This window comes from Pseudomonas sp. NFPP12 (genome assembly GCF_900103205.1).
GTDB lineage: Bacteria > Pseudomonadota > Gammaproteobacteria > Pseudomonadales > Pseudomonadaceae > Aquipseudomonas > Aquipseudomonas protegens.
Genome location: NZ_FMWW01000008.1, coordinates 256,841 through 280,732, shown reverse-complemented (window position 1 = coordinate 280,732; position 23,892 = coordinate 256,841). Strand labels below are relative to the sequence as shown.

The 23,892-nt window shown below is 66.2% G+C and carries 24 protein-coding genes and 1 pseudogene; 11 read left to right on the top strand and 14 right to left on the bottom strand.

Going from position 1 to position 23,892, the window contains the following annotated elements; translation table 11 throughout:
- Together BLS75_RS32470 and BLS75_RS30600 are read left to right on the top strand one after the other, a co-directional pair.
- Positions 1-392 (top strand): annotated as a pseudogene (locus tag BLS75_RS32470) (hypothetical protein); the annotation flags it as partial.
- Between the two features lie 142 nt (positions 393-534).
- Positions 535-1,065 (top strand): DUF3087 domain-containing protein, encoded by a 531-nt coding sequence (locus BLS75_RS30600; RefSeq protein WP_011062343.1) that lies wholly within the window; start codon positions 535-537, stop codon positions 1,063-1,065.
- Between the two features lie 25 nt (positions 1,066-1,090).
- On the opposite strand, the gene BLS75_RS30595 is transcribed toward BLS75_RS30600, so the two are convergent.
- Positions 1,091-3,691, bottom strand: a complete 2,601-nt coding sequence (locus tag BLS75_RS30595) for a patatin-like phospholipase domain-containing protein (RefSeq protein WP_072452603.1) — start codon at positions 3,689-3,691, stop codon at positions 1,091-1,093.
- Positions 3,692-4,022: 331 nt separating this feature from the next.
- On the opposite strand from BLS75_RS30595, the gene BLS75_RS30590 reads away from it, so the two are divergent.
- On the top strand, positions 4,023-4,805 hold the full coding sequence (locus BLS75_RS30590; RefSeq protein ID WP_011062341.1) for a sulfite exporter TauE/SafE family protein: 783 nt from the start codon (positions 4,023-4,025) through the stop codon (positions 4,803-4,805).
- Positions 4,806-4,821: 16 nt separating this feature from the next.
- Here the strand turns inward: BLS75_RS30590 and BLS75_RS30585 are convergent, their stop codons facing one another.
- On the bottom strand, positions 4,822-5,442 hold the full coding sequence (locus BLS75_RS30585; protein WP_015636393.1) for a LysE family translocator: 621 nt from the start codon (positions 5,440-5,442) through the stop codon (positions 4,822-4,824).
- Between the two features lie 203 nt (positions 5,443-5,645).
- Here BLS75_RS30585 and BLS75_RS30580 point away from each other — a divergent pair, with 203 nt between their 5' ends.
- A complete protein-coding gene (locus BLS75_RS30580; protein WP_072452606.1) occupies positions 5,646-8,093 on the top strand; it encodes a PAS domain-containing protein in 2,448 nt (815 codons plus the stop codon).
- A 9-nt stretch (positions 8,094-8,102) separates the two neighbouring features.
- On the opposite strand, the gene BLS75_RS30575 is transcribed toward BLS75_RS30580, so the two are convergent.
- From BLS75_RS30575 to ampC, 3 genes are all read right to left on the bottom strand, one after another.
- A complete protein-coding gene (locus BLS75_RS30575; protein WP_072452608.1) occupies positions 8,103-8,798 on the bottom strand; it encodes a hypothetical protein in 696 nt (231 codons plus the stop codon).
- 129 nt (positions 8,799-8,927) lie between these two features.
- On the bottom strand, positions 8,928-9,644 hold the full coding sequence (gene pcsA / locus BLS75_RS30570; RefSeq protein ID WP_053152815.1) for a phosphatidylcholine synthase: 717 nt from the start codon (positions 9,642-9,644) through the stop codon (positions 8,928-8,930).
- A gap of 296 nt (positions 9,645-9,940) precedes the next feature.
- Complete coding sequence (gene ampC / locus BLS75_RS30565) at positions 9,941-11,113, bottom strand: class C beta-lactamase (RefSeq protein ID WP_011062337.1); 1,173 nt, start codon at positions 11,111-11,113, stop codon at positions 9,941-9,943.
- A 227-nt stretch (positions 11,114-11,340) separates the two neighbouring features.
- Between ampC and gcvA the strand changes: the two genes are divergently transcribed.
- A complete protein-coding gene (gene gcvA / locus BLS75_RS30560) occupies positions 11,341-12,216 on the top strand; it encodes a LysR family transcriptional regulator (RefSeq protein ID WP_011062336.1) in 876 nt (291 codons plus the stop codon).
- 3 nt (positions 12,217-12,219) lie between these two features.
- Here gcvA and BLS75_RS30555 read toward each other — a convergent pair whose 3' ends face one another.
- From BLS75_RS30555 to BLS75_RS30535, 5 genes are all read right to left on the bottom strand, one after another.
- On the bottom strand, positions 12,220-12,438 hold the full coding sequence (locus tag BLS75_RS30555; RefSeq protein WP_072452610.1) for a YXWGXW repeat-containing protein: 219 nt from the start codon (positions 12,436-12,438) through the stop codon (positions 12,220-12,222).
- 90 nt (positions 12,439-12,528) lie between these two features.
- Positions 12,529-12,996, bottom strand: coding sequence for a periplasmic heavy metal sensor (locus BLS75_RS30550; RefSeq protein ID WP_239690698.1), 468 nt, complete (start codon positions 12,994-12,996; stop codon positions 12,529-12,531).
- 8 nt (positions 12,997-13,004) lie between these two features.
- On the bottom strand, positions 13,005-13,436 hold the full coding sequence (locus BLS75_RS30545; protein ID WP_072452613.1) for a hypothetical protein: 432 nt from the start codon (positions 13,434-13,436) through the stop codon (positions 13,005-13,007).
- Positions 13,433-14,014: an RNA polymerase sigma factor gene (locus BLS75_RS30540; protein WP_015636390.1), complete on the bottom strand. Its 582-nt coding sequence runs from the start codon at positions 14,012-14,014 to the stop codon at positions 13,433-13,435. Before BLS75_RS30540 ends, BLS75_RS30545 begins: the two co-directional genes overlap by 4 nt.
- Before the next feature lie 48 nt (positions 14,015-14,062).
- Positions 14,063-14,380: a YXWGXW repeat-containing protein gene (locus BLS75_RS30535; protein ID WP_072452615.1), complete on the bottom strand. Its 318-nt coding sequence runs from the start codon at positions 14,378-14,380 to the stop codon at positions 14,063-14,065.
- Positions 14,381-14,921: 541 nt separating this feature from the next.
- Here BLS75_RS30535 and BLS75_RS30530 point away from each other — a divergent pair.
- Both BLS75_RS30530 and BLS75_RS30525 read left to right on the top strand, forming a co-directional pair.
- Positions 14,922-15,737, top strand: a complete 816-nt coding sequence (locus BLS75_RS30530) for an AraC family transcriptional regulator (RefSeq protein WP_011062330.1) — start codon at positions 14,922-14,924, stop codon at positions 15,735-15,737.
- A gap of 202 nt (positions 15,738-15,939) precedes the next feature.
- Positions 15,940-16,356 carry a hypothetical protein gene (locus BLS75_RS30525; protein ID WP_072452617.1) on the top strand — a complete coding sequence of 139 codons (417 nt, stop codon included), beginning with the start codon at positions 15,940-15,942 and terminating at the stop codon, positions 16,354-16,356.
- A 17-nt stretch (positions 16,357-16,373) separates the two neighbouring features.
- Here the strand turns inward: BLS75_RS30525 and BLS75_RS30520 are convergent, their stop codons facing one another.
- The 3 genes from BLS75_RS30520 to BLS75_RS32775 form a co-directional block, all read right to left on the bottom strand.
- A complete protein-coding gene (locus BLS75_RS30520) occupies positions 16,374-16,775 on the bottom strand; it encodes a GNAT family acetyltransferase (RefSeq protein ID WP_239690697.1) in 402 nt (133 codons plus the stop codon).
- 85 nt (positions 16,776-16,860) lie between these two features.
- Positions 16,861-17,307, bottom strand: a complete 447-nt coding sequence (locus tag BLS75_RS30515) for a hypothetical protein (protein ID WP_015636386.1) — start codon at positions 17,305-17,307, stop codon at positions 16,861-16,863.
- Between the two features lie 69 nt (positions 17,308-17,376).
- A complete protein-coding gene (locus tag BLS75_RS32775) occupies positions 17,377-17,952 on the bottom strand; it encodes a helix-turn-helix domain-containing protein (protein WP_011062327.1) in 576 nt (191 codons plus the stop codon).
- A gap of 124 nt (positions 17,953-18,076) precedes the next feature.
- Between BLS75_RS32775 and BLS75_RS32465 the strand changes: the two genes are divergently transcribed.
- The 4 genes from BLS75_RS32465 to BLS75_RS30495 all read left to right on the top strand — a co-directional run bounded on the left by BLS75_RS32465 (position 18,077) and on the right by BLS75_RS30495 (position 22,389).
- Positions 18,077-18,229, top strand: a complete 153-nt coding sequence (locus BLS75_RS32465) for a hypothetical protein (protein WP_011062326.1) — start codon at positions 18,077-18,079, stop codon at positions 18,227-18,229.
- A gap of 93 nt (positions 18,230-18,322) precedes the next feature.
- Complete coding sequence (locus tag BLS75_RS30505) at positions 18,323-18,823, top strand: sigma-70 family RNA polymerase sigma factor (protein WP_011062325.1); 501 nt, start codon at positions 18,323-18,325, stop codon at positions 18,821-18,823.
- A gap of 43 nt (positions 18,824-18,866) precedes the next feature.
- Positions 18,867-19,850, top strand: coding sequence for a FecR family protein (locus BLS75_RS30500; protein WP_072452619.1), 984 nt, complete (start codon positions 18,867-18,869; stop codon positions 19,848-19,850).
- A gap of 97 nt (positions 19,851-19,947) precedes the next feature.
- On the top strand, positions 19,948-22,389 hold the full coding sequence (locus BLS75_RS30495) for a TonB-dependent siderophore receptor (RefSeq protein ID WP_072452621.1): 2,442 nt from the start codon (positions 19,948-19,950) through the stop codon (positions 22,387-22,389).
- A gap of 220 nt (positions 22,390-22,609) precedes the next feature.
- Here BLS75_RS30495 and BLS75_RS30490 read toward each other — a convergent pair whose 3' ends face one another.
- Positions 22,610-23,761, bottom strand: a complete 1,152-nt coding sequence (locus BLS75_RS30490) for an MFS transporter (protein ID WP_011062322.1) — start codon at positions 23,759-23,761, stop codon at positions 22,610-22,612.
- Positions 23,762-23,892: the final 131 nt, after the last annotated feature.

Below are 23,892 nucleotides of genomic sequence, written 5' to 3'. Positions count from 1 at the left end.
TCACTCGCACTCCCAACGTCATCATGAGCATGATCAATGCCTCCCGTGCTCATCCCGACGCCAAGCCCACTAGTGGCATCTACACCACCGATCTATACCCTGGCTACGACGCCAAAAAATGGACCAAATCCAAGTTACTGCAGAAGTTCTACCTGGGCGACAAGGCCACCTTGCTGGAAGGCTGGCGCCTGGACCCGCGTCCCGACTCCGGGGAACGGGAACGCGCCTGGTTTGCCATGGCTCATACCGGTGGCCTGGCGCGGCCTTTGCTGGCGGTGCACATGATTACCTTCCAGAAGGGCAAGGACGGGTTGGCCGAGCACACACCGCCGCCGGAGGAAGTCATCCCGCGCTTTCTCAAGCTGACTCACAGCATCCGGCAGCATGAATAGCGGAGCACCGAGGCAGCCCCCAAAGTCATGACCCGGATCATGCTTCTGCTTTTCCTGCGGCAATTTAAGCCACCGCCACTGCCCCCAGCGGTGATAATGCGCACCAGCCACTCACGTTCAGCCATTGGAGCCCGTCGCGCCCATGTTCGTCATCACCCCGCAGGACCCTGAGACTTACCGTCGGCAAACCCGGCGCAGCACCTTGATCATCGCGCTGGTGTTCATTGCCCTGGCCATGCTGTTTTCCAGCGCGGCGGTGGCGCTGTTCGGCCAGCCCGGCGGGGACAACCTGCTGTGGAACGCGGCAGGTGTATTCACCGGCCTGCTGATCAGCGCGGCGTTGTTGCGCAGTGTGTTCTGGAGCAAGCCGTGGATGGCGGCGGCGGTCTATGGCTGGCGCCTCAAGCGCAGCTTGATGCGGGTGACCAACGTCATGCACCAGGTCACCGCCGGGGTGGCGGCGGGTGATCCTGCGGCCCTCAAGCTGCTGCGCTTCTATCACCTGGGGCTGATCCAGATGCACCAGCTGGACGCCAACTCCAGCGCCCACGGGCAGATGCACGGTGAGGTGGAGCGGCATCTGGCGCTGCTGGCCGAGCATGGCATCGACCCGCACCAGGAACGCCTTGAAGCGCAATGGCTGGAAGCGGTGAAGCGGCACAAGACCCCTTGACCGGCAGGCCCCGGCGCTGCCGGGGCTATTGCAGATACCGCCACAACGCCTGGGCAATCTCGCTGGGCTGGCACTGGGTGCCGAAGACTGCCTGGCCAATGCTCAGGCCCAGTTGCCGGTAACTCTCGAATTGCGCCTCGTCGAAAAACTGATCCACGGTGCTCTGGTTGGGAAAGCCCGGATTGGTCCGGGCGTAGTTCAGCACGTCCGGCGTCAGTCCGGCGATCAGCCGGGGCTTGAGCACCAGGATTCGGCAGTGGGGCGTCTGGCACAGGTCATCGTCACTGCCCGGGGAGTGGGCATGGACGTTGAGCAGCAGGGCGCATTTCTGGTTCTCGGCGCTCGGTGGCTGGCGGAATTCCTCAAGGCTGGCAAACACCGTCTTGAGCTGCGGATGGCTCAGAACCCCCGGGTCTTCGCGGATCTCCAGCGCCTGGTCGATGCGTGCCAGGCGCACCAGGTTGGCCAGGTCGTCGAACTGGTAGTCGGGGTCGCAGCCGGCGTCGCAGGTGACGATCAATTCCACCTTGCGCTCCTTGCGCAGCAGTTCGTAGGTACCGGTGTTTTCGAAGTGCCCGCCGTCTGACAGGTACTGGTAGTCGCGGCGGTAGCCGTGAAAGCGCGCGGTCAGTTCATAGAACAGGTAGGCCTGGGTGCCGTAGCGGGTCCAGGGCTTGAGGTCCCGGGGCACCCAGTGCTGTTGCCCGGGGTCGAGGAAGTGGCTGGGCCACCAGATGCCCAGGCGCACGTTGGCCAGCCCCAGCACCAGCGACATGCCGAGGCTGGTGGCGCGACCCAGGCCGGTGCTGAAGGCGGCGCCGGAGACGCCGATCCACTGACCCAGGGTCAGCGGGCTCATGATCTCCGAGGCCGGGCCATGGTCGAGGTCGCGACGATAGGCCGTGCCATCGAGAATGTAGCGTTCTGCCGGGCATTCGGCGCTGGGGGCCGGGCTGTCGGGTGCCCAGTTCGGCGCGATGCACAGCGGCTTGCCCTTGCGGTCGCGCTGCACCAGTTGTTCGGCCGGGTCGACGGTCAGGTTCATGGTGACGTTGATCAAGTGCACCGGGCCGGCACTGGGGCTGGCGTAGTACTGCTGCAGCGACAGGTCGTCGCTGGACATGGGCTCGGCCACGCTCATGTAGGTGCGGCGCTGTGCGGCCGGGCCGTTGAAGCGTCGGCCATTGGAGGCGCCCAGGTAGGCGCGGATCAGCCGCGCCGAGTAGAAGGCCTGCAGCGATGAGGTATTGAGGAAGCCGATGAAGCGCCCGCTGATGTGGGTCAGCACGGCCGCCAGCAGGCTCAGCGCCGCCAGCCGCCAGGCCACCGCGTGGTCGCCGGACACCACCCCGCCGTCGTGGGCGATCCACTGCACCAGCAAGCCCCAGCACAGGCACAGCAGGCTCAGCAGCAGGCCGCCGGCAATCAGCGCGAGCACGTCCAGCGGCAGCTTGTGCATCCAGCCCGGCAGGCGTTTTTCATCCTTGAGCAGGGCCAGGCGCCGTACCAGCCACACCAGGCCCACCAGCAACAGTAGGCTGCCCAGGGCCCTCAGGTCGTGCAGGTAGCTGTACAGCGCCTGGGCCGCAGTCACCAGCAGGGCGAGAAAACCCAGCACCGCCACCGCGGCCATCGCCCGGCCCAGGGCGCGGGTGATCTGCACCCGATAGTTGCGCACGCTGTTGGCGCAGGCGTTGTCCTTGGCCGGGTCGCGGTTGTCGGCCAGGCGCCGCACCAGTTGCCGGGTGATCAGCAAGGCGCAGCTGCCCACCAGGGCACAGCCCAGGGTCAGGGCGCCCACTGCCTGCCACTGGGCCAGCCAGTAGGCCAGGGCGCCGCTGAGCCACAGGCCGATGACTATGCCGAGCATGATCCGGTACGCCGCGTTGCCCATGCTCGGCGGCCGGTCCAGGTCGCCCTGGGGAATGACCAGCCAGTACGCCACGGCGCAGGGCAGGGCGAACAGCACACCGGCCATCAGCGGCCAGAGCAGCAGGCTGGCCTGGCTCAGGACCTGGAACAGGCTCAGCAGGCTGAGCAGCAGCACGATGGGCAGGCCGATCATGGCCTGCAGCGACAGCCAGTTGCGCCAGGTCATGGCCAGGGCGTAGAGCATGTCGCCGGAGCCGGTGGGGGTCAGGTAGCGGCCGTTTTCCCGCAGCCAGGCCGCGGGGCCCTGGCCCGGTGGCCGGGTGGCGTAGTCGACGCCGGTGCTGATGCGCCCCGGCGGCTCGAAGCGCAGGGCCTGGTAGGCGCTGTGGGCGGCATGGGCCACCGGGTCCTGGGGAGCCTGCGGCTGCAGGCGCCCGGGGAGGAACAGGCTGCTGAAGAAACTGCCGATATAGCCACCGCCGCTGACCGTGGACAGGTAGTCGATGCGCGACAGCAGGCTGTGTTCGCGTGCGCCCGCAGGCTGTGGTTGCGCCTCGACGGGGGCCGGAGCCCGGGCCATGGCCTGCAGCACCCCAAGGCCGAAGGTTGCACTGCGAATGCCGCCACCGGACAGTGCCAGCCCCCAGTTGCCCCGGCCGGGTGCGCCGGTTTCGGGGGCTTCCTGTTGCAGGCTCTGGCGCCTGAAGCGGATGCGTTGGTGCTCGATCTGGTACGAGGTGTCGGCAGAGGTCATGGGCCTTCCTTGGAATCGGGTGTGAGGCACGAGCCAGGGGGAGTGCCAGGCCGGGTGCCCCGGCAAGCGACCGGCAGAATACCGGATGCCGCGGCCCTGATGTGCAGCGCAGAGCGTTCGGCGTCTGTCGGCAAGTGTTTTTTTAGCCGCGTGCCAGGGGCGCCGTGGCATGTGGCGGCTGCAATTGCGCAGGGGCTGCCATGCGCCTTGTGCATGAGAAAAATGGGCCTGGTTATAACGTTAGATTTTATTCATATAAATGGACATAAGCTTTAGCCGCTATGCTGCCGCCAGTTTTTGACCTGGCCGCGTGATTTGTAGGGCTTTATTGATGGATGTGGGTAACTTCGGTTTTGTAGTCGCGGGCCTGGTAGTGGGTTTCATCGTAGGCATGACGGGTGTGGGGGGCGGTTCGCTGATGACCCCGATCCTGCTCTGGTTCGGCATCAACCCGGCCACGGCCGTGGGCACCGACCTGCTGTACGCGGCCATCACCAAATCCGGTGGGGTGCTGGTGCACCAGAAGAACCGCAACATCGACTGGCGCATCACCGGCTGGCTGACCCTGGGCAGCGTGCCGGCGGTGGCGCTGACCCTGTGGTTCCTGAAGAATCTCGACACCGACCCCCAGGCCCTGAACGCGGTGATCAAGCAGGGGCTGGGGTTCGTCCTGCTGCTCACGGCCCTGGCCATTGTCTTCAAGAAGAAACTCATGGCCTTCGCCCAGCGCCATGGCAGCGACTACCAGCCCAGCCCCGGCGGGCTCAATGGCCTGACCGTGGTCACCGGGGTGATCCTGGGCACCATGGTCGCCTTGACCTCCATCGGCGCCGGTGCCCTGGGCACCGTGGCGCTGTTCATCCTCTATCCGTTCCTGGCCACCAAGCGCCTGGTGGGCACTGAAATCGCCCACGCCGTGCCCCTGACCCTGGTGGCAGGCCTGGGCCACGCCAGCATGGGCAACATGGACTGGCACCTGCTGGGTTTCCTGCTGATGGGCTCGTTGCCCGGGATCTGGATCGGCAGCCACATGACCGGGCGCATTTCCGACGAGATCCTGCGCCCGTGCCTGGCGGTCATGCTGTTTTCCATCGGTTACAAGCTGGCCTTCTGAAACCTGGCGCGGCGTTTCAGCTGCGCCGATACAGCGCCAGAAACCCCGCCAGCGCCAGCATCGCCGCACCGCAGCATTGATTGAGCCGGCGCATGCCGCTGGCGGTCAGGAACTTCGCCGCCTGCACGCCACCCGCGGCGTACAGCCCCATCACCAGCACCTCCACCACCGCAGTGACCAGCGCCAGAGTGGCGTACTGGATGAGGACCGGCTGGGCGGGGTCGACGAACTGCGGCAGGAACGCGGTGAAGAACAGCAGCACCTTGGGGTTGGTCATGGCCACCGAGAAGCTGCGCCGGAACACCTCGACGCGCCGTGACCCGGCCTGCACCTGCTGGGCTCCGAGGGCCTGGGGCGCACTGCGCCAGAGCTGGATGCCGAGCCAGGCCAGGTAGCACACCCCGAGCCATTTCAAGGCCATGAACAACTGCTGCGAGGCCATCAGCATGGCCCCCAGCCCGAGGCCCACGGCAGCGATGATCAGCACATCCGAAAGCGCCGCACCGGCCATGCCTACCGCCACCAGTTGGCGATTGCGCGAGGTGCCGTTGGCCATGGCCAGGAGTGAGGTCGGCCCGGGAATCAGGGCACCGATAAAACAGCTGGAGGTGTAGAGCAGCAAGGTGGTGGTATTCATCGCGCGGTTCTCGGCGGGCAGGTGGCAATGCCGGTGCAGAATGCCCCAGGCCGGCGCGGGTTTAAAGGCATTCGCCGGGCACTTTGGCCGCCGTTGTCGAATCAGCGTTGCCGCTTGCCAACTTCTGCGGATCCACGGGGTCAGTTATCCTGCGCTGGCCATTGGATGGCAGTGTTGCCTTTTTCCTTTTCTGTGATGTGTTCATGACTACTTCCCCACCTCGTGGTGCAGCGCCCAAGACCTCCCGCGGCGGCGAGATCGGCGCTGCAATCCGTCGCTTCGACTGGTCGCAGACCGCGGTGGGCCCTCGTGAAGGCTGGCCCGGCCTGCTGCGCAGTACCTTGAGCCAGATGCTCGAGTCCCCGGAGAGCCTGTACCTGCTGTGGGGGCCGCAGATGCAGTTCTTCTTCAACGATGCCTACCGCCCGGTCCTCGGCCCGCGCCTGGCCAATGCCCTGGGGCAGACCATCCAGACCCTCTGGGCCGATGCCTGGCCGGATGTCCAGCCGATGGTGGAGCAGGCGTTTCTCGGTTACTCCTGCCGCCACGAAGACCTGCCGGTGAACATGCAGCGCTACCCTGGCGAAGAGCTGACCTGGTGGTCGTTCTCCATGAGCCCGGTGTATGACGAGGACGACGAACAGGTGCTCGGAGTGCTGTGCCACACCGTGGAGACCACCGATCGCGTGCTGCTGGCCCGGCACGCCCGGCAGACCGAGGCGCACCTGCGCGAAACCCGCGAGCTCAATACCCGGGTGCTGGCCGCCAGCAACGACTGCATCAAGGTGCTGGACCTCGATGGCCAGCTGTCGTTCATGAGCGAAGGTGGCCTGCGGGTCATGGAGGTCAGTGATTTCAATGCGGTGCGGGGTTGCCCCTGGCCGGACTTCTGGCAGGGCCAGGGCCACCAGGAGGCCCGGGATGCCATTGCTGCCGCGCGCCTGGGTTGCTCGGCGCGGTTCCAGGGCGCCGCCGATACCCTCCAGGGGCGCACCAAATGGTGGGATGTGCAGGTTACGCCGATGCTCGACGCGGCCGGCCAGCCGGAGAAGATCCTCTGCATTTCCCGGGACATCAGCGCCACCCGCGAGGCGCAGGAGGAACTGCGGCGGCTCAATGAGTCTCTGGAGCAGCGGGTCCAGGAGCGTACCCAGGAGCGCGACCGGATCTGGCAGCTGTCCACGGACCTGATGCTGGTGGCGGACTTCAATGGCCGCATCGTCGCCGTCAACCCGGCCTGGACCCAGCTCCTGGGCTGGCAGCGCGAGGAACTGGAAGGCAGCAGTTTCTACGATTTCATCCACCCCCAGGACAGCCTGGCCGCAGCGGGGGCGGCGGCCGATCTGTCCCGGGGCGAGAGCTTTTCGCGCTTCGAGAATCGCTTTCGCCACCGCGACGGTTCCTATCGCTGGATGGCCTGGAGCGCCGTGCCGGACCCGCACCACATTCACGCCGTGGGCCGTGACATGCAGGCCGAGCGCGAGGCCGCCCAGGCGCTGCGCAAGACCGAGGACATCCTGCGCCAGGCGCAGAAGATGGAGGCGGTGGGGCAACTGACCGGTGGCGTGGCCCACGACTTCAACAACCTGCTGACGGTGATCCGTTCTTCCACCGACCTGTTGCGCCGCAACCTCAGCGAAGAGCGCCGGCAGCTGTACATCAAGGCGATTTCCGACACCGTCGACCGCGCCAGCAAGCTCACCGGCCAGCTCCTGGCGTATGCCCGCCAGCAGAACCTGCGCCCGGAGACCTTCGACGTCGGCGCCAGCGTGCAGTTGCTGGCGCAGATGATCAATCCACTGATCGGCGCCTGCATCGAACTGCGTATCGAGTTGCCGCAGCAGCCTTGCTACATCCACGCCGATGCCGGCCAGTTCGACACGGCGCTGATCAATATGGCGGTCAATGCCCGGGACGCCATGCAGGGCGAAGGCTTGCTGGTGGTGGCTGTGGAGCGGGTGGCGCAGATTCCCCCCAGTGCCAGCCAGGGTGCCCAGGCCGGGGACTTTGTCGCGGTATCCCTGACTGATACCGGCGCCGGCATCGACCCCCAGCAGATCGAACGGATCTTCGAACCCTTCTTCACCACCAAGGAGGTGGGCAAGGGCACCGGCCTGGGCTTGTCCCAGGTGTTCGGTTTCGCCCAGCAATCGGGCGGCGGCCTGGCGGTGCACAGCCAGCCGGGGCAGGGCACGTGCTTTACCCTGTACCTGCCGCGCGCGGAGGCCCTGGCCGGCTTGCCGACGCCAACCCAGGCGGTGGTGCCCATGATCGACGGCCAGGGCATGACCCTGCTGGTGGTGGAGGACAATCCCGAAGTCGGCGTGCTGCTGGCCCAGTCCCTGAACGAGCTGGGCTACCAGACCGAATGGGCCACCAGCGCGGCGGAGGCTCTGCGCCGCCTGGGCGAGGAGCGGACCCGATTCCAGGCGGTGTTTTCCGATGTGGTGATGCCGGGCATGAGCGGTATCGAACTGGCCAGCCGGATCCGTTGCGACTACCCGCGGTTGCCGGTCATCCTCACCAGCGGCTACAGCCCAGCCCTGGCCCAGGGCCAGACCCGGGAATTCGTGTTCCTGCAAAAGCCCTACTCGGTGGCGGAACTGGCCCTGGCCCTGAGCGCGGCGATCGGCCAGCCCGAGGTGCCGTAGGCACCCGTTTCAACTCAGGCTGGCTTCGATCACCAGGACATTGGCGCTGGCGGTGCGCACGTTGAAGCAACGCGTGGGGCTGATGGTGGAGCCTGCTTCGATCAGCACTTCCTGTTCATGTTCCATGCCGGCGCCGCCTTTGCGATAGACCACGGCCTTGCGGTTGCCGTAGGGCGCGCTGAGGATCCAGATCGCCGGGGCGGGGTTGGGGGCCGGGAGCAGGTCGTTGTACGCATGCCAGGCGGCAATCTGCGGGCACAAAGAGGTCGAGAGCGGTTTGTTGGTGACGAAGGTTGCTACCTCGCTCGGGCGGCAGGAACCACCGTGGAACAGCACCTGGCCGGGGGCGATAAACCGTCCGAAGTGCCTGACCTCGGTATTCAAGGTGTCCGCAGTGAACTTGCCAGATGCCCTTTGATACTCCTTGAGCGGTGCGGAATCCTTGAAGTAGGGCATGGCCGCCTTGGCGTGCCTGAGCTGGGGGTGCACATGGAGTTGGCGGCGGAATTCGTTGACCACGCCCGAACCGCCGTAGTGGCCCAGGGTATGCAGCACAAAGTCCCTGGCGTTACGCACGGTCTGTTGCACGCGCAAGGGCCGGGTTGGCCAGTTGTTCTTCAGCGCGGCCTCGTGATACAGCCGTTCCCGCTCATCCGGAGGGCTGTCGCTGATGGGGTAGAGGTCGATCAGGGGAAGGTGGGTCATGGGGGGCTGGCCTGGTACTCATCCGCGGCGGGCGGCGGGCAAATAGTCGCCAAGCCTCTGCTGCAGAGGCTTGGGCGCAGGAGTCTTGCATGCTTGCCGGGCCCCGGCAATGGTTCGCGCGGCCCGGGTTCAGTTGGCCTTGCTGAACCATTCCTGGGCCGAACGCCACAGGCACACGCCGAGAAAGTAGGCCGAGGCTGCCAGCCACAAGCCCATGATCGGCGGGCTGTGCAGCGGGTGGCTGAGGATCAGCAATGCGCCGCTGAGCAGCCAGACGAAGGTCACGATGATGTTCAGCCCCATCCACTTGCGTACCCGGAACGGATGCAGGAACTGCACCCGGGTGGCGGTCAGCAGGGCCAGGGCGAAGATGCTCAGCAGGCTCAGCCAGGGGCCGGGCTCGATCAGGTAGAAGCACAGGGCGACCACGTTCCAGGCCGCGGGAAAGCCCTGGAAGTAGTTGTCGTGGCTCTTCATGTTGACGTTGCAGAAACACAGCAGCGACGACAGCAGGATCAGCGAGGTGGCCAGCAGCGCGCTGTATTCCGGCAGGGGAATGTAGCGGTAGATGAACAGCGCCGGGATGAACACATAGGTCAGGTAGTCGATCACCAGGTCCAGCACCGAGCCGTCGATGTTGGGCAGCACCGAGCTGGTCTTGACCTTGCGCGCCAGGGAGCCGTCGACGCCATCCACCAGCAGCGCCACCCCCAGCCATAGCAGGCAGGCCTTGGGCTGGTTGTCGAACAGTGCCAGGGTGGCGAGCAAGGCACTGACCACCCCGGTGGCGGTGAAGCCATGGGCGCCCCAGGCTTTGATTCTGGCGATCTGCAGGGTCGATATCACGGACGTTTCTCCAGCGGCTGTGGTGCCCGGGCGATGACCGGCGCAGCAGCGCCGGCAAGCCTGGCCAGGTTGCAGTTATCGACCGGAAAGCCTGGCAGAAGGTTCAGCGCGAACCTTGAATCAGGCCCGGCGTCGCAAGCGCCGGGCCAGTGGCTGGCCTGGCCCGAGTGCGCGGTCGAGGGGGCTGGTTTGAGTCTAGGCGCCACTCTGGACGAGGCAACAGGAAAAACGCCACGTGACCGAAGGTCAGGTGGCGTTGCGGGCAGGCGCAGGCGCCGGAGGGGCTGCCGGGTTGATTACTTCCCGGTCTCCAGGGCCGTGAGGATGGCGTGGGCGGCCTTGATCCGTTCCTCGTTGGGGTAGTTCTTGTTGGCCAGCAGGACAATGCCGATCTGCTGGCTCGGCACGAACACTACATAGGCGCCGAAACCGCTGGTGGAACCGGTCTTGTTGTACAGCGCGTCGGCCTTGGGGGCTGCGGCCGGGGTCAGCCATTGCACCGGGTGCGGCTCAAGGGCCATGGCCGATGAGTTGCCCGCCAGCAGGCGCGCCAGGGGCACCGGGTAGGCGTAGCGCTCCCAGCCCAGGCCCTGGGTCATGTCGCCGACCTGGTAGTAGCCGCTCTGGGTCGCCACCATGGCTTGTTGCAGGGGGCGGTCGAACTGGCCCGGTTGCAGGTTGCCGGCAATGAATTGCAGCAGGTCCGGGGCGCTGGTCTTGACCCCGTAGGCTTCGGCGTCCAGCGGCCCGGGGCTGAGGCGGATCGGCCGGTTCTGCTTGTCGTAGCCCTGGGCGTAGTGCCCCAGCTGGTCCTTGGGCAGATGGATGTAGCTGTGCTTGAGGCCGAATTTGGGAAACAGCGTCTGCTCCATCAGCCGGTCGAAGGGCTGGCCCAGGCTGCGGGCGGCCAGGTAGCCGAGCAGGCCGATGCTGGGGTTGGAATACTGGCGCTGGGTGCCGGGGCTGAAGGTGGGTTTCCAGGTGTTGTAGTAGTCCAGGGTCTTGTCTTCACCCTGCACCTCGTCGGGGAACTGCAAGGGCAGGCCACCAGCGGTGTAGGTGCCCAGCTGCAGCAGGCTGATGCCGTCGAAGGCACTGCCGCGCAGGGCCGGCAGGTACTGGCTGGCGTGGTCCTCAAGGGCCAGCTTGCCGCTGGCCTGGGCGTAGCCGGCGAGGGTGGCGGTGTAGGTCTTGCTCACCGAACCCACCTCGAACAGGGTGTCGTTGTCCACCGGCTGTTGATTGTCCTTGGAGGCAACCCCGTAGTTAAAGTAATGTCGCTTGCCGTTGGCGATGATCGCCACCGCCATGCCGGGAATGCCCTGCTGGTGCATCAGCGGGCGGATGGTGGCGTCCACGGTGGTTTTCAGCGCGCTGTCCGCGGTGGTCTCGGCGAAGGCGCTGGAGGCGCCCAGTAGCAGTGCGCAGGCGCTGATGACGCTTAGTCCGGTCAAGGTTGTGTGCCGCATGATTGGTTGGTTTCCCTGGGTTCTGGTTATGTACGCCGCGTTTGTCCCAGCGGCTTTGCGGCCCCGGCGTTCTTCGTGGGAGCGCCTCAGGCGGCCTGCCCGCGAAGCCTTCCTGGCACAGGAGGGCGTGGCCGGTGCTGCGCGAGCGAGGCCAATGTAGGCAGTTTACGGCGCATCGACAAACGACCATATTTCGCACGAGCCATTAGAAAAACTAGGGAATGCCCATGCTCCGTCCCCATCTGCCCCTGAATGCGCTGCGGGCTTTCGAAGCCTCGGCGCGGCACTTGAGTTTCACCCGTGCGGCCATCGAGCTGTGCGTGACCCAGGCGGCGGTCAGCCACCAGGTCAAGAGCCTGGAGGCCCAGCTCAACGTCACCCTGTTCAAGCGCCTGCCCAGGGGCCTGATGCTCACCAGCGAAGGCGAGACCCTGCTGCCGGTGCTGCGCGAATGCTTCGACCGCATCGCCCAGACCCTGGGACGATTCGAGGGTGGGCACTATCGTGAAGTGCTGACGGTGGGCGCGGTGGGCACCTTCGCCGTGGGCTGGCTGCTGCCGCGGCTGGAGGACTTCCAGGCACGCCATCCCTATGTCGACCTGCGCCTGAGCACCAATAACAACCGGGTGGACGTGGCGGCGGAAGGCCTGGACTATGCCATCCGCTTTGGCACCGGGGCCTGGCACGGCATCGAGGCGCTGGCGTTGTTGCAGGCGCCACTGTCGGTCTTGTGCGTGCCGGAACTTGCCCGCCAGTTGCACAGCCCGGCGGACCTGCTGGGGCAGACCTTGCTGCGCTCCTACCGCACCGACGAATGGCCGCAGTGGTTCCAGGCGGCGGGGCTGGGGGCCAACAGCCTGTTGCCCCAGAGCGTGGTCTTCGACTCGTCCCTGGGCATGCTCGAAGCGGCGCTGCAAGGCCTGGGCGTGGCCCTGGCGCCGCCCTTGATGTTCCAGCGCCAGTTGGCCAGTGGCGCGGTGGTGCAGCCCTTCGACATCGGCATTGTCACCGGCAGCTACTGGCTGACCCGCCTGCAATCCCGGGCCGAAACCCCGGCCATGGGCGCGTTCAAGGCCTGGCTGCTGGAAGCGGTGGCCGGCTAGCCATCAATAGCGCCAATGCCCCGGTGTCCAGACCCACTGGTCGGCGTGCCAGCGGTAATGCCCGGCAACCCAGTGATAGCTCGGCGCCGGCGCCATCGGAATCACCTCGACAATGGGCGGCGGCAGTGGCGGCCGGCGAGGATGGGCCGGGGCCACCACGCAGCCTGCCAGGGTGGTGCCAAGCAAGGTGGCGATGAGAATGCTTTGGATCGTACGAAGCATGGGCGGTTTCCTGAGGGGGCAGTGGGCCCGCGGCCATCGCGGGCGGTTGAGGGTTGAACGTGGCCCGGGGCGAAATCCGTCGCCGGGCCTTCAATCTCTATTGGCTGCGCGGTTTTTCCCCGGGCCCCGCAGGTACATGGCGTCCACCAGTTGCTGGCGCTCCTTGAGCGACAGGCCGCCGGCAAAGTCGGCCAGGACCTCGTCGACCCGGGCCCGCAGGGCGATGTCGGCATCCCGGGACTTGCCCAGTTGGGCATCCAGGGCATTGCGGTCCAGTGGTTCGGCCCCCAGTTCACGCACCACCGCCTGGCGCGCCTCGCGCCCGGCGATGATCAGCGGCTGGCTATCGATGCGAGTCTGGCGCAGCAACTGGCGCAACTGGCGCCGGCGCTCTTCCGGCATCTGCGCCATGGCCTGGCGCAGGCCGTGCTGGGGTACCGCCAGGGCCTGGGCCGGCTTGGGGTGGCCAAGCCACTGATAGAGGCCGCCGGCCACGCCGCCGATCAGGAACACGTTGATCAGCAACGACAGCACCAGGCAGGTTTTCAGTGCACGCATGGACAGGCTCACTGTTCGGCCTCCTCGGCATTGATGCTCAGGACGAATTCCGCGTCGCTCTGGTCGAACACGCTGGGCAGGGCCTCGGCGGAGGTCGACAGCGGCAGGCTCAGGGCCACCGCAAGCATGCCGGCGGCGACTCCGGTAAGGCCGACCCCGACCCAGCCCAGGGAGGCCAGCCAGCCGGCGTAGCGGCTCCAGAACGGCGCGCCGGGCTGCTGCGCGGCGGCGATGATGCGCCGGGCCAGGGCCGGGCTCGGTGCGGGCACCTGGTAGCGGTCCAGCTGGCTGTCGAGCCAGTGCGCCTGGCGCAGGGCTGCCACGGCCTGGGCATCACCGCAGTCGAGCAGGGCCTGGGCGGCGGTGCGTTCAGCGCTGGGCCAGCGTTGCAGGTCGGCGCCATAGGCGTCGGCCAGGTGCACGAAGCGTTCGGGGGTCATGGTTTTCTCCTTCCTGAGAGGTCCGCGCCGGGGGCCTCGGCGAGGTGGCTGCGCAGGTTGCGCCGGGCCCGCGACAGCAGGCTTTCCAGGGCTTCGACGCTGATCTGCATCAGCGCCGCGGCCTCGGTGTTGGACAGTTCCTGGTAGTACTGCAGGACGATCGCCTCGCGCTGGCGATCCGGCAGCTGGTCCAGGGCCTGGGCCATGCGCCGGCTCTGCGCGCTGGCCTCCAGTTGTTCATCGGGCGCCGGGCGGGTGTCCAGGGCCTCGCAGGCGTGCTCGCTATCGACCGGCACATGTTCCTTGCGCCGGCGCAGGCGGTCGTAGCACAGGTTCAGCGCCACCCGGTGCAACCAGGTGTCGAACCGTGCCTGTTCGCTGCGCCAACTGGCGGCCTGTTTCCAGATCCGCAGGAAGCTCTCCTGGGCGATGTCCCGGGCTTCGTCGGCATCCCCCAGCAGCCGGCTGGCCAGGGCCAGCAGGCGCGGCAGCTTGCGCGTGACCATTTCCTTCACGGCCTGCGCGTCGTTGTTGCCGATGCGTTTGAGCAACTCCAGATCCGGGTCGGTTTCGTTCAAGTGGGCAAGTTTCGGTGCGCTAACGGGGTAGTCCAGGGCATCACGGCATCAGCGCACCCAGCGGCCTTCGACCCAGTACCAGCGCGGCCCATGGGCCTGCCAATGCCCGGGCATCCAGCGCCCGGGCTGCATCACCGGTTGCCAGTGGCCGGGCACCCAGACGTAGCCGTGCCCGCGCCAGCGCCAGTTGCCGCGGTCCCAGGCGTAGCCGGGGCGGGCCACCGGCATCGGCTCATAGCGCATGGGCGGTGGTGCCTGCTGGATGATGATGGTTTCGGCATAGGAGGGCGTGCTTGCCAGCGCACCAAGTGCCAGGGGGATCAGCAGCAACGTGCGCAGACGCAGCAGGGAACGGACAAGCTTCATGATGACTCCTTCAGGCCTGCGTTCGCTGATGAACGCAGCTGATGGGTTCAACGATAGATGGGCTGGGAATCCGTCGCGGGCAAATGAAATTTATATCCGCGCCCGGTTCAACCCGGGTTCAGCTGGCGGGGGCAGGGCGCGGGCAGCGGCGGCTGGAAATATTTGTGCAGGGGCGGCGACGGATCTCTGCGCGCTGCGCCGTTGAATCAGTAACCGTGCAGCCACGGCTGGCGATGGTCGCCAGTGGCGTTTGCCGGTCGTATCACTGAACCCATGAGGAATTCACCATGTCCCGTCGCATTGCACTGCTGATTGTCATGGCCACCATGCTCTCCCTGGGCGGTTGCGTGGTTTACCCCGGGCACTACCACGGCTGCTGCTATCGCTATGGCTATTACCGCTAGGGCACTGGGATGAAGAGCGGTGTGCCCCGCGGTTCTTGGCTAACCCCCCAGGGGCCCGGCACAATCCTCGACCTTGCAGGGCTTGCCTGGCCGTCAGACGGATGGCGGGCATGGCCCGACGCCGTGGAGGAAGGTGGATGCCCGTCTTGAACGAACAGGATCAGCCCCAGGATCCGGATGCGATTGCGCGCCCGGTGTGCGCCTTGCGCATCTCGACTCAGGAACAGCGCTGGGAGCGGCCGTGGCACAGCCATCGCAAGGCCCAGCTGCTGTTCCCATTGTCCGGCGTGCTCAGTTGCGAGAGCGCCGAGGGCCTGTGGCTGGCCCCGCCGCAATGCGCGGTATGGATCCCCAGCGCCACCGACCATCGGGTCCAGGGGTTGGAGAACGCCCTGGGCTATTGCCTGTTCGTCGAACCCGAGCATGCCCGCTCACTGCCGCAGGCCTGCTGCACCCTGGCAGTGTCGCCCCTATTGCAGGAACTGCTGCAGCGCTGCGCGCAATTGCCCTATCTCTATGACCAGCAGGGAGCCGAGGGGCGGCTGATGGCCGTGGCCCTGGACGAGCTGGCGGCGGCGCCCCGGGAGCAGATCCACCTGCCCATGCCCCGGCATGAACAGCTGCGGCGCCTGGCCGGGCAGATCCTTGAACAGCCGGAACGCCGCCTGAGCCTTGGGCAATGGGCCGAGCAGATCGGCCTCAGCGAACGCAGCCTGAGCCGTCTGATTGTGGCCGAGACCGGCCTGAGCTTCGGCCGCTGGCAGCGCCAGTTGCACATTCTTCTGGGGCTCAAGCAATTGGGCCGGGGCGACTCGGTGGAACGGGTCGCGCTGACCCTGGGCTATGACAGCGCCAGCGCCTTTATCCGCATGTTCAAGAAAGCCGTCGGCCAGCCGCCGGGGCGCTTCTTTGCCGAACGCCGCCAGGCCCTGGAACACGACCTACCCCTGTAGCCGCCGAGCCCGCGAGGCTGCGCAAAGGCTCGCAGGGCCTTGCTTGACGCACACCAGCGCCTGCGAAACCGCCGCGGCCACCTCCATCACTGCGGTCGTTTGGCCGGATTGATCAATAATTTGTCAATCTCGACTGATGCGGACAGGTTTATACGGGAAGATGATAACCATTCTTGTTTATCAGCTTTCTTGAGGTGTTCCCATGTACTTCGATCATCAGCATTTTCCCCTGGTCTGGATGCGCCCCGCCAAAGGCGCCGGGCAGCCGGGAGTCGAGCCGTTCCAGCAGTTGGAATCGTTGATGCAGCGCGGTCAGGCCTTTGTCCTGATGAGCGATGCCATGCCCGATCCTGCGCAGCGCAACACCGAGCAGAGCAAGGCATTGCTCAAGCAGGGGGCGTTATGGATGAAACGCAACAAGGCGGCGATCCGTCGCTGGATCAAAGCCATGATCGTCATCGCCCCGGAGCCCGAGGCCCAGGCCGGGGTCGAGGCCTTTGCCGATACCTATGAAAAGTTCTGGGGTTATCCGCTGTTGCACAGTGCCTCGCCGCTGGCGGCCGCCAGCCTGGCCCAGCAACTGCTGGCGCCACCGCGCAGCAACCGGCACAACTGGTGAGGGTGGGGCGGCGGCCCCTAGCCACGCAGGTGTTCGGGGAGGTTGGCGCTGATTACCTTGCCCATGCTGATCCGTGGTTCGACCTGATAGCCCAGGGCCTGGTAGAAGCTTTGCACGGCGGCGTTGCTGCTGAGGATCTGCAGGTTGATCTTCAGGCAGCCGCGGCCCTGCAGGGCTTGTTCGCCATGGCGCACCAGGGCCCGGCCAGTGCCGAGCCGGCGCTGTTGCGGGTCCACCGCCAGGGCGTAGAGCCAGCCGCGGTGGCCGTCATAGCTGGCCATCAGGGTGCCTATGACCTGTCCTTGGTCCAGGGCGACGAAGAACAGAGCGTCATCCACCGCGAGCTTGCGGTCGATGGCCAGGCTCGGGGTGTTGTGGGCCGTGTCGTAGCCGAAGCTGCGGTTCCACAGGTCGATCACGGGCTGGCGATGGTGGGGTTGCTGTATTCGACGATCTGGATCATGGCGTGGCTCGCTAAAGTGGGGGAGCACAGAAGGGCGGGTTTCAGTCCTGATGGCCGGGCCAGGTTTCGGTGGGGAAATAGGCCTCCAGCCCCGGCTCCTTGTGGTCCACCCCGTCCCGGGTCCAGTAGCAGCTCAAGCGTGAATAGTTGTCCAGGTCGCCGCGCACCAGGCAGGTGGCGTTGTGCCCTGGCCAACTGAAACGCAGCACATCGGCCTCGGCCATGGTGGCCCGTTCCACTTTGCCGGTGGCGGTGGTGGTCTTGCCGTCGATGGTCTTGACCAGGGTCAGGGCCTGGTTCTCGTAGCGGATCACCGCGGTGCCCGAGTAGGTCGGCCCGCCATCGGGCTCCTTGCCGATCAGCATGAACTGGCCGGGCACCATGCTGTAGTAGATGTGAAGGTCCTGGTCCTGCTTGGGGGCGGCCTGGGCGGCAAGGCTGGCCAGCAGCAGGCCGAGGAGGGGCGCGCGGCGGGAGAAATACGGCATTGATGCTCACTCCTGTTGAGGCGGGGGGCCATGATTCCAGACTTGGCCCTGCAGATAAATGCCCGGGCTCTAGCGATGTTCGATGACCAGGATCGCCGTGGTGTCGGCCTCCAGGGCTTCGAACACGTGGGGCAGGTCGGCGCTGTAGCGGATGTAGTCGCCGGCCTCCAGGCTCACCGGGCTGTCCGCAGGCCCGGCCAGGGCCCGCCCGCTGCAGATCACCAGGTGTTCCACGGTGCCCGGCAGGTGGGCCTTGGACTGGCGCGCCTGGCCGGGTTGCGCCTTCAGGCGATACAGGTCGCGCTGCGCCCCCGGCGGGCAGTCATCGAGCAGGGTCGCCGCGTAGTGGGCATCCTCGGCATGGGCGGTGGTGCCTTCGTGGGCACGGATGACCTTCAGCTGATGCGCCGGTTGCTGGAAAAACCGCGTCACCTGCAAGCCCATGGCCTGGGCCAGGGCCCACAGGGTCTCGATGCTCGGGTTGCCCAGCCCGGCTTCCAGCTGGGACAGGGTGGACTTGGCCACCGCAGCCCGCTTGGCCAGTTCCGAAACGGAGAAACCAGCGTTCAGGCGCTCGCGCTTGATGGCCATGGCCAGCAGGCCGATGGGCGACAGGGAGGTTGGGTCGTTCGTTTTATCGTTCATATCTCTATTAAATCATCCTTGATTCTCTTGACGCAGATAAATTTCGCCGTTCATTATATCGGTTAATTGTTCGGTATAAATAAAACAAGGGCGCCGAGATGAACCGATTGTACAAGGCGGGCCCATGGGCCTGAGCCTGCGCCTGATGGTCATTCCGTACCACGAAATCTACCTGGCCGTGCATTGCCTGGCCCACCTGCAACAGTGCCTGGGGGACTGGCTGGTGGCGGGGCAGACTCACCTGTTTGTCGAGTCGCCGCGCTGGTACAGCCGCTAGGGCCGACCGCCGGGCGCGAGGTGGGCGGTGAATCCATTGCCTGCATTAATGCGAAGCATTACTATTCACGCCCCACTTCCCCAGCGCCCCGCGATGACAGCCAAGCCGCCCCGCAGACCAGGCTTTTTCGAGCACTACGAAGAGTTGATCGGCACCTGGACCCGGCGCTTGCGCAATCGCCAGCAGGCCGAGGACCTGGCCCACGACACCTTTGTCCGGGTGCTGGAATCCGATGCCGCCACGGTGCAGCAGCCGCGCGCCTACCTGCATCAGACCGCGCGCAATATCGCCGTGGATGCCTTTCGCCGAGAAGACCGGCGCGGTGCCCTGGAAGAACAGGGGGTCCACCTCAGCGTGTCGCCCAGCGGCGACCCGGAGCATTTCATGCACGCGATCCAGTTGGCCGATTCCATCGAACGGGCGCTTGGCGAGTTACCGGTCAACTGTCGCAAGGTGTTTGTCTGGCAGAAGATCGAAGGCCTGACCCAGGCCGAGATCGCCGAGCGCCTGGGGCTGTCAAAGAACATGGTGGAAAAGTATATGATCCGCACCCTGCGGCATCTGCGCGACCGTCTGGACGGGTCGGCCCCATGATCAGTCGTGGCGATTTCTCACCCTCTGCCAAACAGGAATTTGCATGATGGACAGCCGCGATTGCGCCAGCGCGCAGGCCAGGATTCGTGACGAGGCGGCGGCCTGGTTCACGCGGCTGCAGGAGCCCGAGGTGAGCCCGGAGCAGCAACTGCGGTTCCAGCAGTGGCTGGCCGAAGATCCGCAGCACCGGCACGAGTTCCAGTTGCTCGAAGCCCTGTGGGCGGCCACCGACCTGGTGCCCAGGGCGCGCCTGCAAGCGCTGTGCGCCACCCCGCCGGCCAAGGCCCGGCGGCGCCCGCTGCTGCGCTTTGCCCTGGCTGCCGGGGTGGCGGCGCTGGCCGTGGGCCTGGGGCTGTTCAGTGGCCTCAACCAACCGGTTTCCTACAGCGCGCAATTCATGACCGCCCTGGGCGAGCGCCGCCATGTGGCCTTGCCCGATGGCTCGCAGATCGACCTGAACAGCCGCAGCCACCTGCAGGTGCGTTATGCCAGGAACCAGCGGCTGATCGAGCTGGTGGAAGGCGAAGCCCTGTTCAACGTCGAGCACGACACGGATCGGCCCTTCGTGGTGGCGGCGGGAGCGGGCAGGGTCACGGTCACCGGCACCCGCTTCGATGTGCGCCGCGATGAACGCCAGACCCGGGTGGCGGTAGAGCAGGGCCGGGTCAAGGTGCAGGGGCGCGACGCCGCGACGGATGATTTCATTGCCCTGACCCCGGGCCAGGGCACCCATGTCGATGAGCACGGCAAGGTGGCTCAGGCCTACGCGGTGAACCCCGAGGCGCTCACGGCCTGGCGCAGCGGCAAGCTGGTATTCAACAACGCCTCCCTGGCCGAGGTGGTGGCCGAAGTCTCGCGTTATCGCGAACAGCCCCTGCGGGTGGCCAGCGCAGCAGTGGGTGAGCTGCGCCTGACCAGCGTGTTCAAGTCCGACGACACCCAGGCCCTGCTCAAGGCCCTGCCGAGCATCCTGCCGGTGGAGGTGCGGACCCTTGCCGACGGTAGCCAGGAAATTTTTTCACGTTAGATTCAGGTTTTTTTTCAGTTCATCGTCTTCTTGTCCAACTGCAACTGGTTTGCATTAACAGACGCATCTTAGTGTGATCGACAGGACTGCCGCCGACGTGAAAAAAATAGCCGTTTCTCCCGCCGTATCCCCGTTGCCCGCGCGCCGCTGGCTGCCCCTGGCCCTGGCCCTGGCGGTCAGTGCGGCCTTGCCCCAGGCCCAGGCCGGGCAAGCCGCCGCCATTCACATCCAGGCCCAGCCGCTGGGCCAGGCCCTGAGCCAGTTGGGCCTGCAGACCTCGCTGCAGGTGTTCTTCAGCCCCGAGCTGGTGGCCGGCAAGCAGGCCCCGGCGGTGGACGGCAACCTGTCCCCGGAACAGGCCCTGGGCCAGTTGCTCCAGGGCAGTGGCCTGCAATACCGGATCGACGGCGGTTCGGTGACCCTGAGCCCGGCTCCGGCAGCCACGGGCGGTGCCCTGGAACTGGGCACCAGCAGCATCAGCGTGGTGGGCGACTGGCTGGGCGATGCCGATGTGCAAAAGGTCCAGAACCACCCCGGTGCACGCACAGTGATCCGCCGTGAGGCCATGGTGGAGCAGGGCGCGATGAACGTCGGCGACGTGCTGCGCCGGGTGCCCGGGGTGCAGGTCCAGGATGCCAACGGCACCGGTGGCAGCGATATTTCCCTGAACGTCGGCGTGCGCGGCCTGACCTCGCGCCTGTCGCCGCGCTCCACGGTGCTGATCGACGGCGTGCCGGCGGCCTTTGCACCCTATGGCCAGCCGCAGTTGTCCATGGCGCCGATTTCCTCCGGCAACCTGGACAGCATCGATGTGGTGCGCGGCGCCGGTTCCGTACGCTACGGGCCGCAGAACGTCGGCGGGGTGATCAACTTCGTGACCCGGGCGATTCCGGAAAAGGCCACCGGGGAAATCGGCACCACCCTGGAAACCTCCCGGCAGGGCGGCTGGAAGCACATCGACACGGCTTTCCTCGGCGGCACTGCGGACAACGGCCTGGGGGTGGCGCTGCTGTATTCCGGGGTCAACGGCAATGGCTACCGCGAGGGCAACAACGGCAACGACATCGACGACGTGATCCTCAAGACCCACTGGGCACCCACCGAGCAGGACGAGTTCTGGTTCAACCTGCATTACTACGACGCCACCGCCGACATGCCCGGCGGCTTGACCCAGAAGCAGTACGACGCCAAGCCCTACGACTCCGATCGCGACTGGGACAACTTCAGCGGCCGGCGCAAGGATGTGTCCTTCAAGTACCAGCGCCAGGTCGACGACCGCACCCAGTTCGAAGTGCTGACCTACTACTCCGACAGCTTCCGCGGCAGCAACATTGCCGCCAGCGACCAGAAGACCCTGGTCTCCTACCCGCGCACCTACTACACCTTCGGCATCGAGCCGCGGGTGTCCCATGTGTTCGACCTGGGGCCCACCACCCAGGAAGTCAGCGTGGGTTATCGCTACCTCAAGGAAGGCATGCATGAACAGGCCAGCCGCGTGGCCCTGGTGAACAACCAGCCGGTGCTCACCGCGGATTCCGACGGCCATGTCTACCAGGACCGTACCGGCGGCACCGAGGCCAATGCCTACTACATCGACGACAAGATCGACGTCGGCAACTGGACCATCACCCCGGGCATCCGTTTCGAGGACATCAGCACCAACTGGCACGACCGGCCGGTCCCGGGCACCAACGGCGTGCGAGTGCAGGAGAAGCGCCGCAGCATCGACAGCAACGAACCGTTGCCGGCCCTGAGCGTGATGTATCACCTGTCCGATGCCTGGAAGCTGTTCGCCAACTACGAAACTTCCTTTGGCAGCCTGCAGTACTTCCAGTTGGGCCAGGGCGGCAAGGGCGACCAGACGGCCAACGGCCTGAGCCCGGAGAAGGCCAAGACCTACGAGATCGGCACCCGCTACAACGACGATATATGGGGCGGTGAAGTGACGCTGTTCTACATCGACTTCGACGACGAGCTGCAATACATCAGCAACGACGTGGGCTGGACCAACCTGGGGGCCACCAAGCACCAGGGCCTGGAAGCCTCGATGCATTACGACCTGGCCGCCCTGGACCCACGCCTTGACGGCCTGACCGCCAACGCCGGCTTCACCTACACCCGCGCCAGCTATGAAGGCGAGATCCCCGGCTTCAAGGGCCGCGACCTGCCGTTCTACTCGCGCCAGGTGGCCACTGTCGGCCTGCGCTACGACATTGACCGCTGGACCTACAACATCGACGCCTTCGCCCAGTCCAAGCAGCACTCGCCGGGCACCGGGGTGAACGCCAACGGCAGCTTCAACGGCAACTACATCACCGATGGCAGCGCCGATGGCCGGTACGGCGACATGCCGGGTTATGTGCTGTGGAACATCCGTGGTGGCTATGACTTCGGGCCGCAGTTGTCGAACCTGAAGCTGGGGGCCGGCGTGAAGAACGTCTTCGACCGCCAGTACTTCACCCGTTCCAGCGACAACAACTCGGGGATCTACGTGGGCGCGCCCCGGACCTTCTTTGTCCAGGCCAGCGTCGGCTTCTGACCCCCGCAACAGGCGCCGGCTTGCCGGCGAATCCCCAGAGCGGCGCAGGTTCTGGGAGATGGGCCATGGCTGGCGGCCCCTGTAGGAGCCGGCTTGCCGGCGAATCCCCCGAGCGGCACAGGTTCTGGAGGATGAGCCCTGATTGGCGGCCCCTTCGCTGGCAAGCCAGCTCCTGCATGGAGGGCGGCGAATCCCTGGTGCAATGCTGTGCTTAAGTGGCTCAGACCTTGAGTACCTTGCCGCTGGCGGCCACCGCCAGCAGCAGGACGGCGATCAGGCCGAAGGCCGCGCTCAGGCTGCTGCCATGGGCAATGAAGCCGATCACCGCCGGCCCGGCCAGGATGCCGGCGTAACCCAGGGTGGTGATGGCCGGCACGGCGATGCTTTCGGGCATGACGTTCTGCTTGCCCACGGCGGTGTAGAGCACCGGCACTATGTTCGAGCAACCCGCGCCCACCAGGGCATAACCCACCAGCGCCGCCTCCCAGGCCGGGGCCAGGGTCGCCAGCAACAGGCCAGCGGCGGCCGTGGTGCCGCCGATGATGATCACCCGGCGCGCGCCCAGGCGATGGACGATGGCATCGCCCGTCAGGCGGCCCAGGGTCATGGTCAGGGCGAAGGCGGCGTAGCCCAGGCCGGCGTAGGCGGCATCCAGGTCACGCTCGGCGGTGAGGAAGACCGCGCTCCAGTCCAGCACCGCGCCTTCGGCGAGGAACACCACGAAGCACAGGCAGCCGATGAACAGCACCACACCATGGGGCACGGCAAAGGCCGGGCCCGAGCTCTGGCTGCCATAGGGCAGCATGTGCGGCGCGGCCTTGAGCAGCGCCAGCAGCATCAGGGCGATCACCACCAGGGTCGCGCCCAGTGGCGACAGGCCCAGGCCGAGCAGGGCGCTGACCCCCGCGGCGCCGACGATCCCGCCCAGGCTGAACAGCCCGTGAAAGCCCGACATCATGGTCTTGCCGCTGGCCCGCTCGACAATCACCGCTTGCAGGTTGACCGTGGAATCCACGCCGCCCAGCCCGGCGCCGAACATGAACAGCGCGGCCATCAGCAGCGGAATCGAGGTCAGGGTGGCCAGCAAGGGCAGGGCCAGGCAGATCAGCAGGGTGCCGCCGGCCATCACTTTGCGGCAGCCGAAGCGCCCGGCCAGGGCGCCGGCAATCGGCATCGCGAGGATCGAACCCACCCCCAGGCACAGCAGCAACAGGCCCAGGGTGCCTTCGTCGAGCCCGGCCCGGGCCTTGGCGTAGGGCACCAGCGGGGCCCAGGCGGCAATGCCGAAGCCGGCGATGAAAAAGGCGATGCGCGTGGACATCTGTTCGAGGCGGCCGGGGGTGGCCTGGAAGTGGGTGTTGCTGGCAGTCATAAAAATCCTTGGCGATCGAACTCGCTGCCGGCCGCCTGATGCCCCCATGGCGTGATGGCGGCCGGGTGGGGATTGTGACAAATCTGGCCCTCGAAGGTTGCAGAAATCCGCAGCGCAGTGCTTCTGCACAG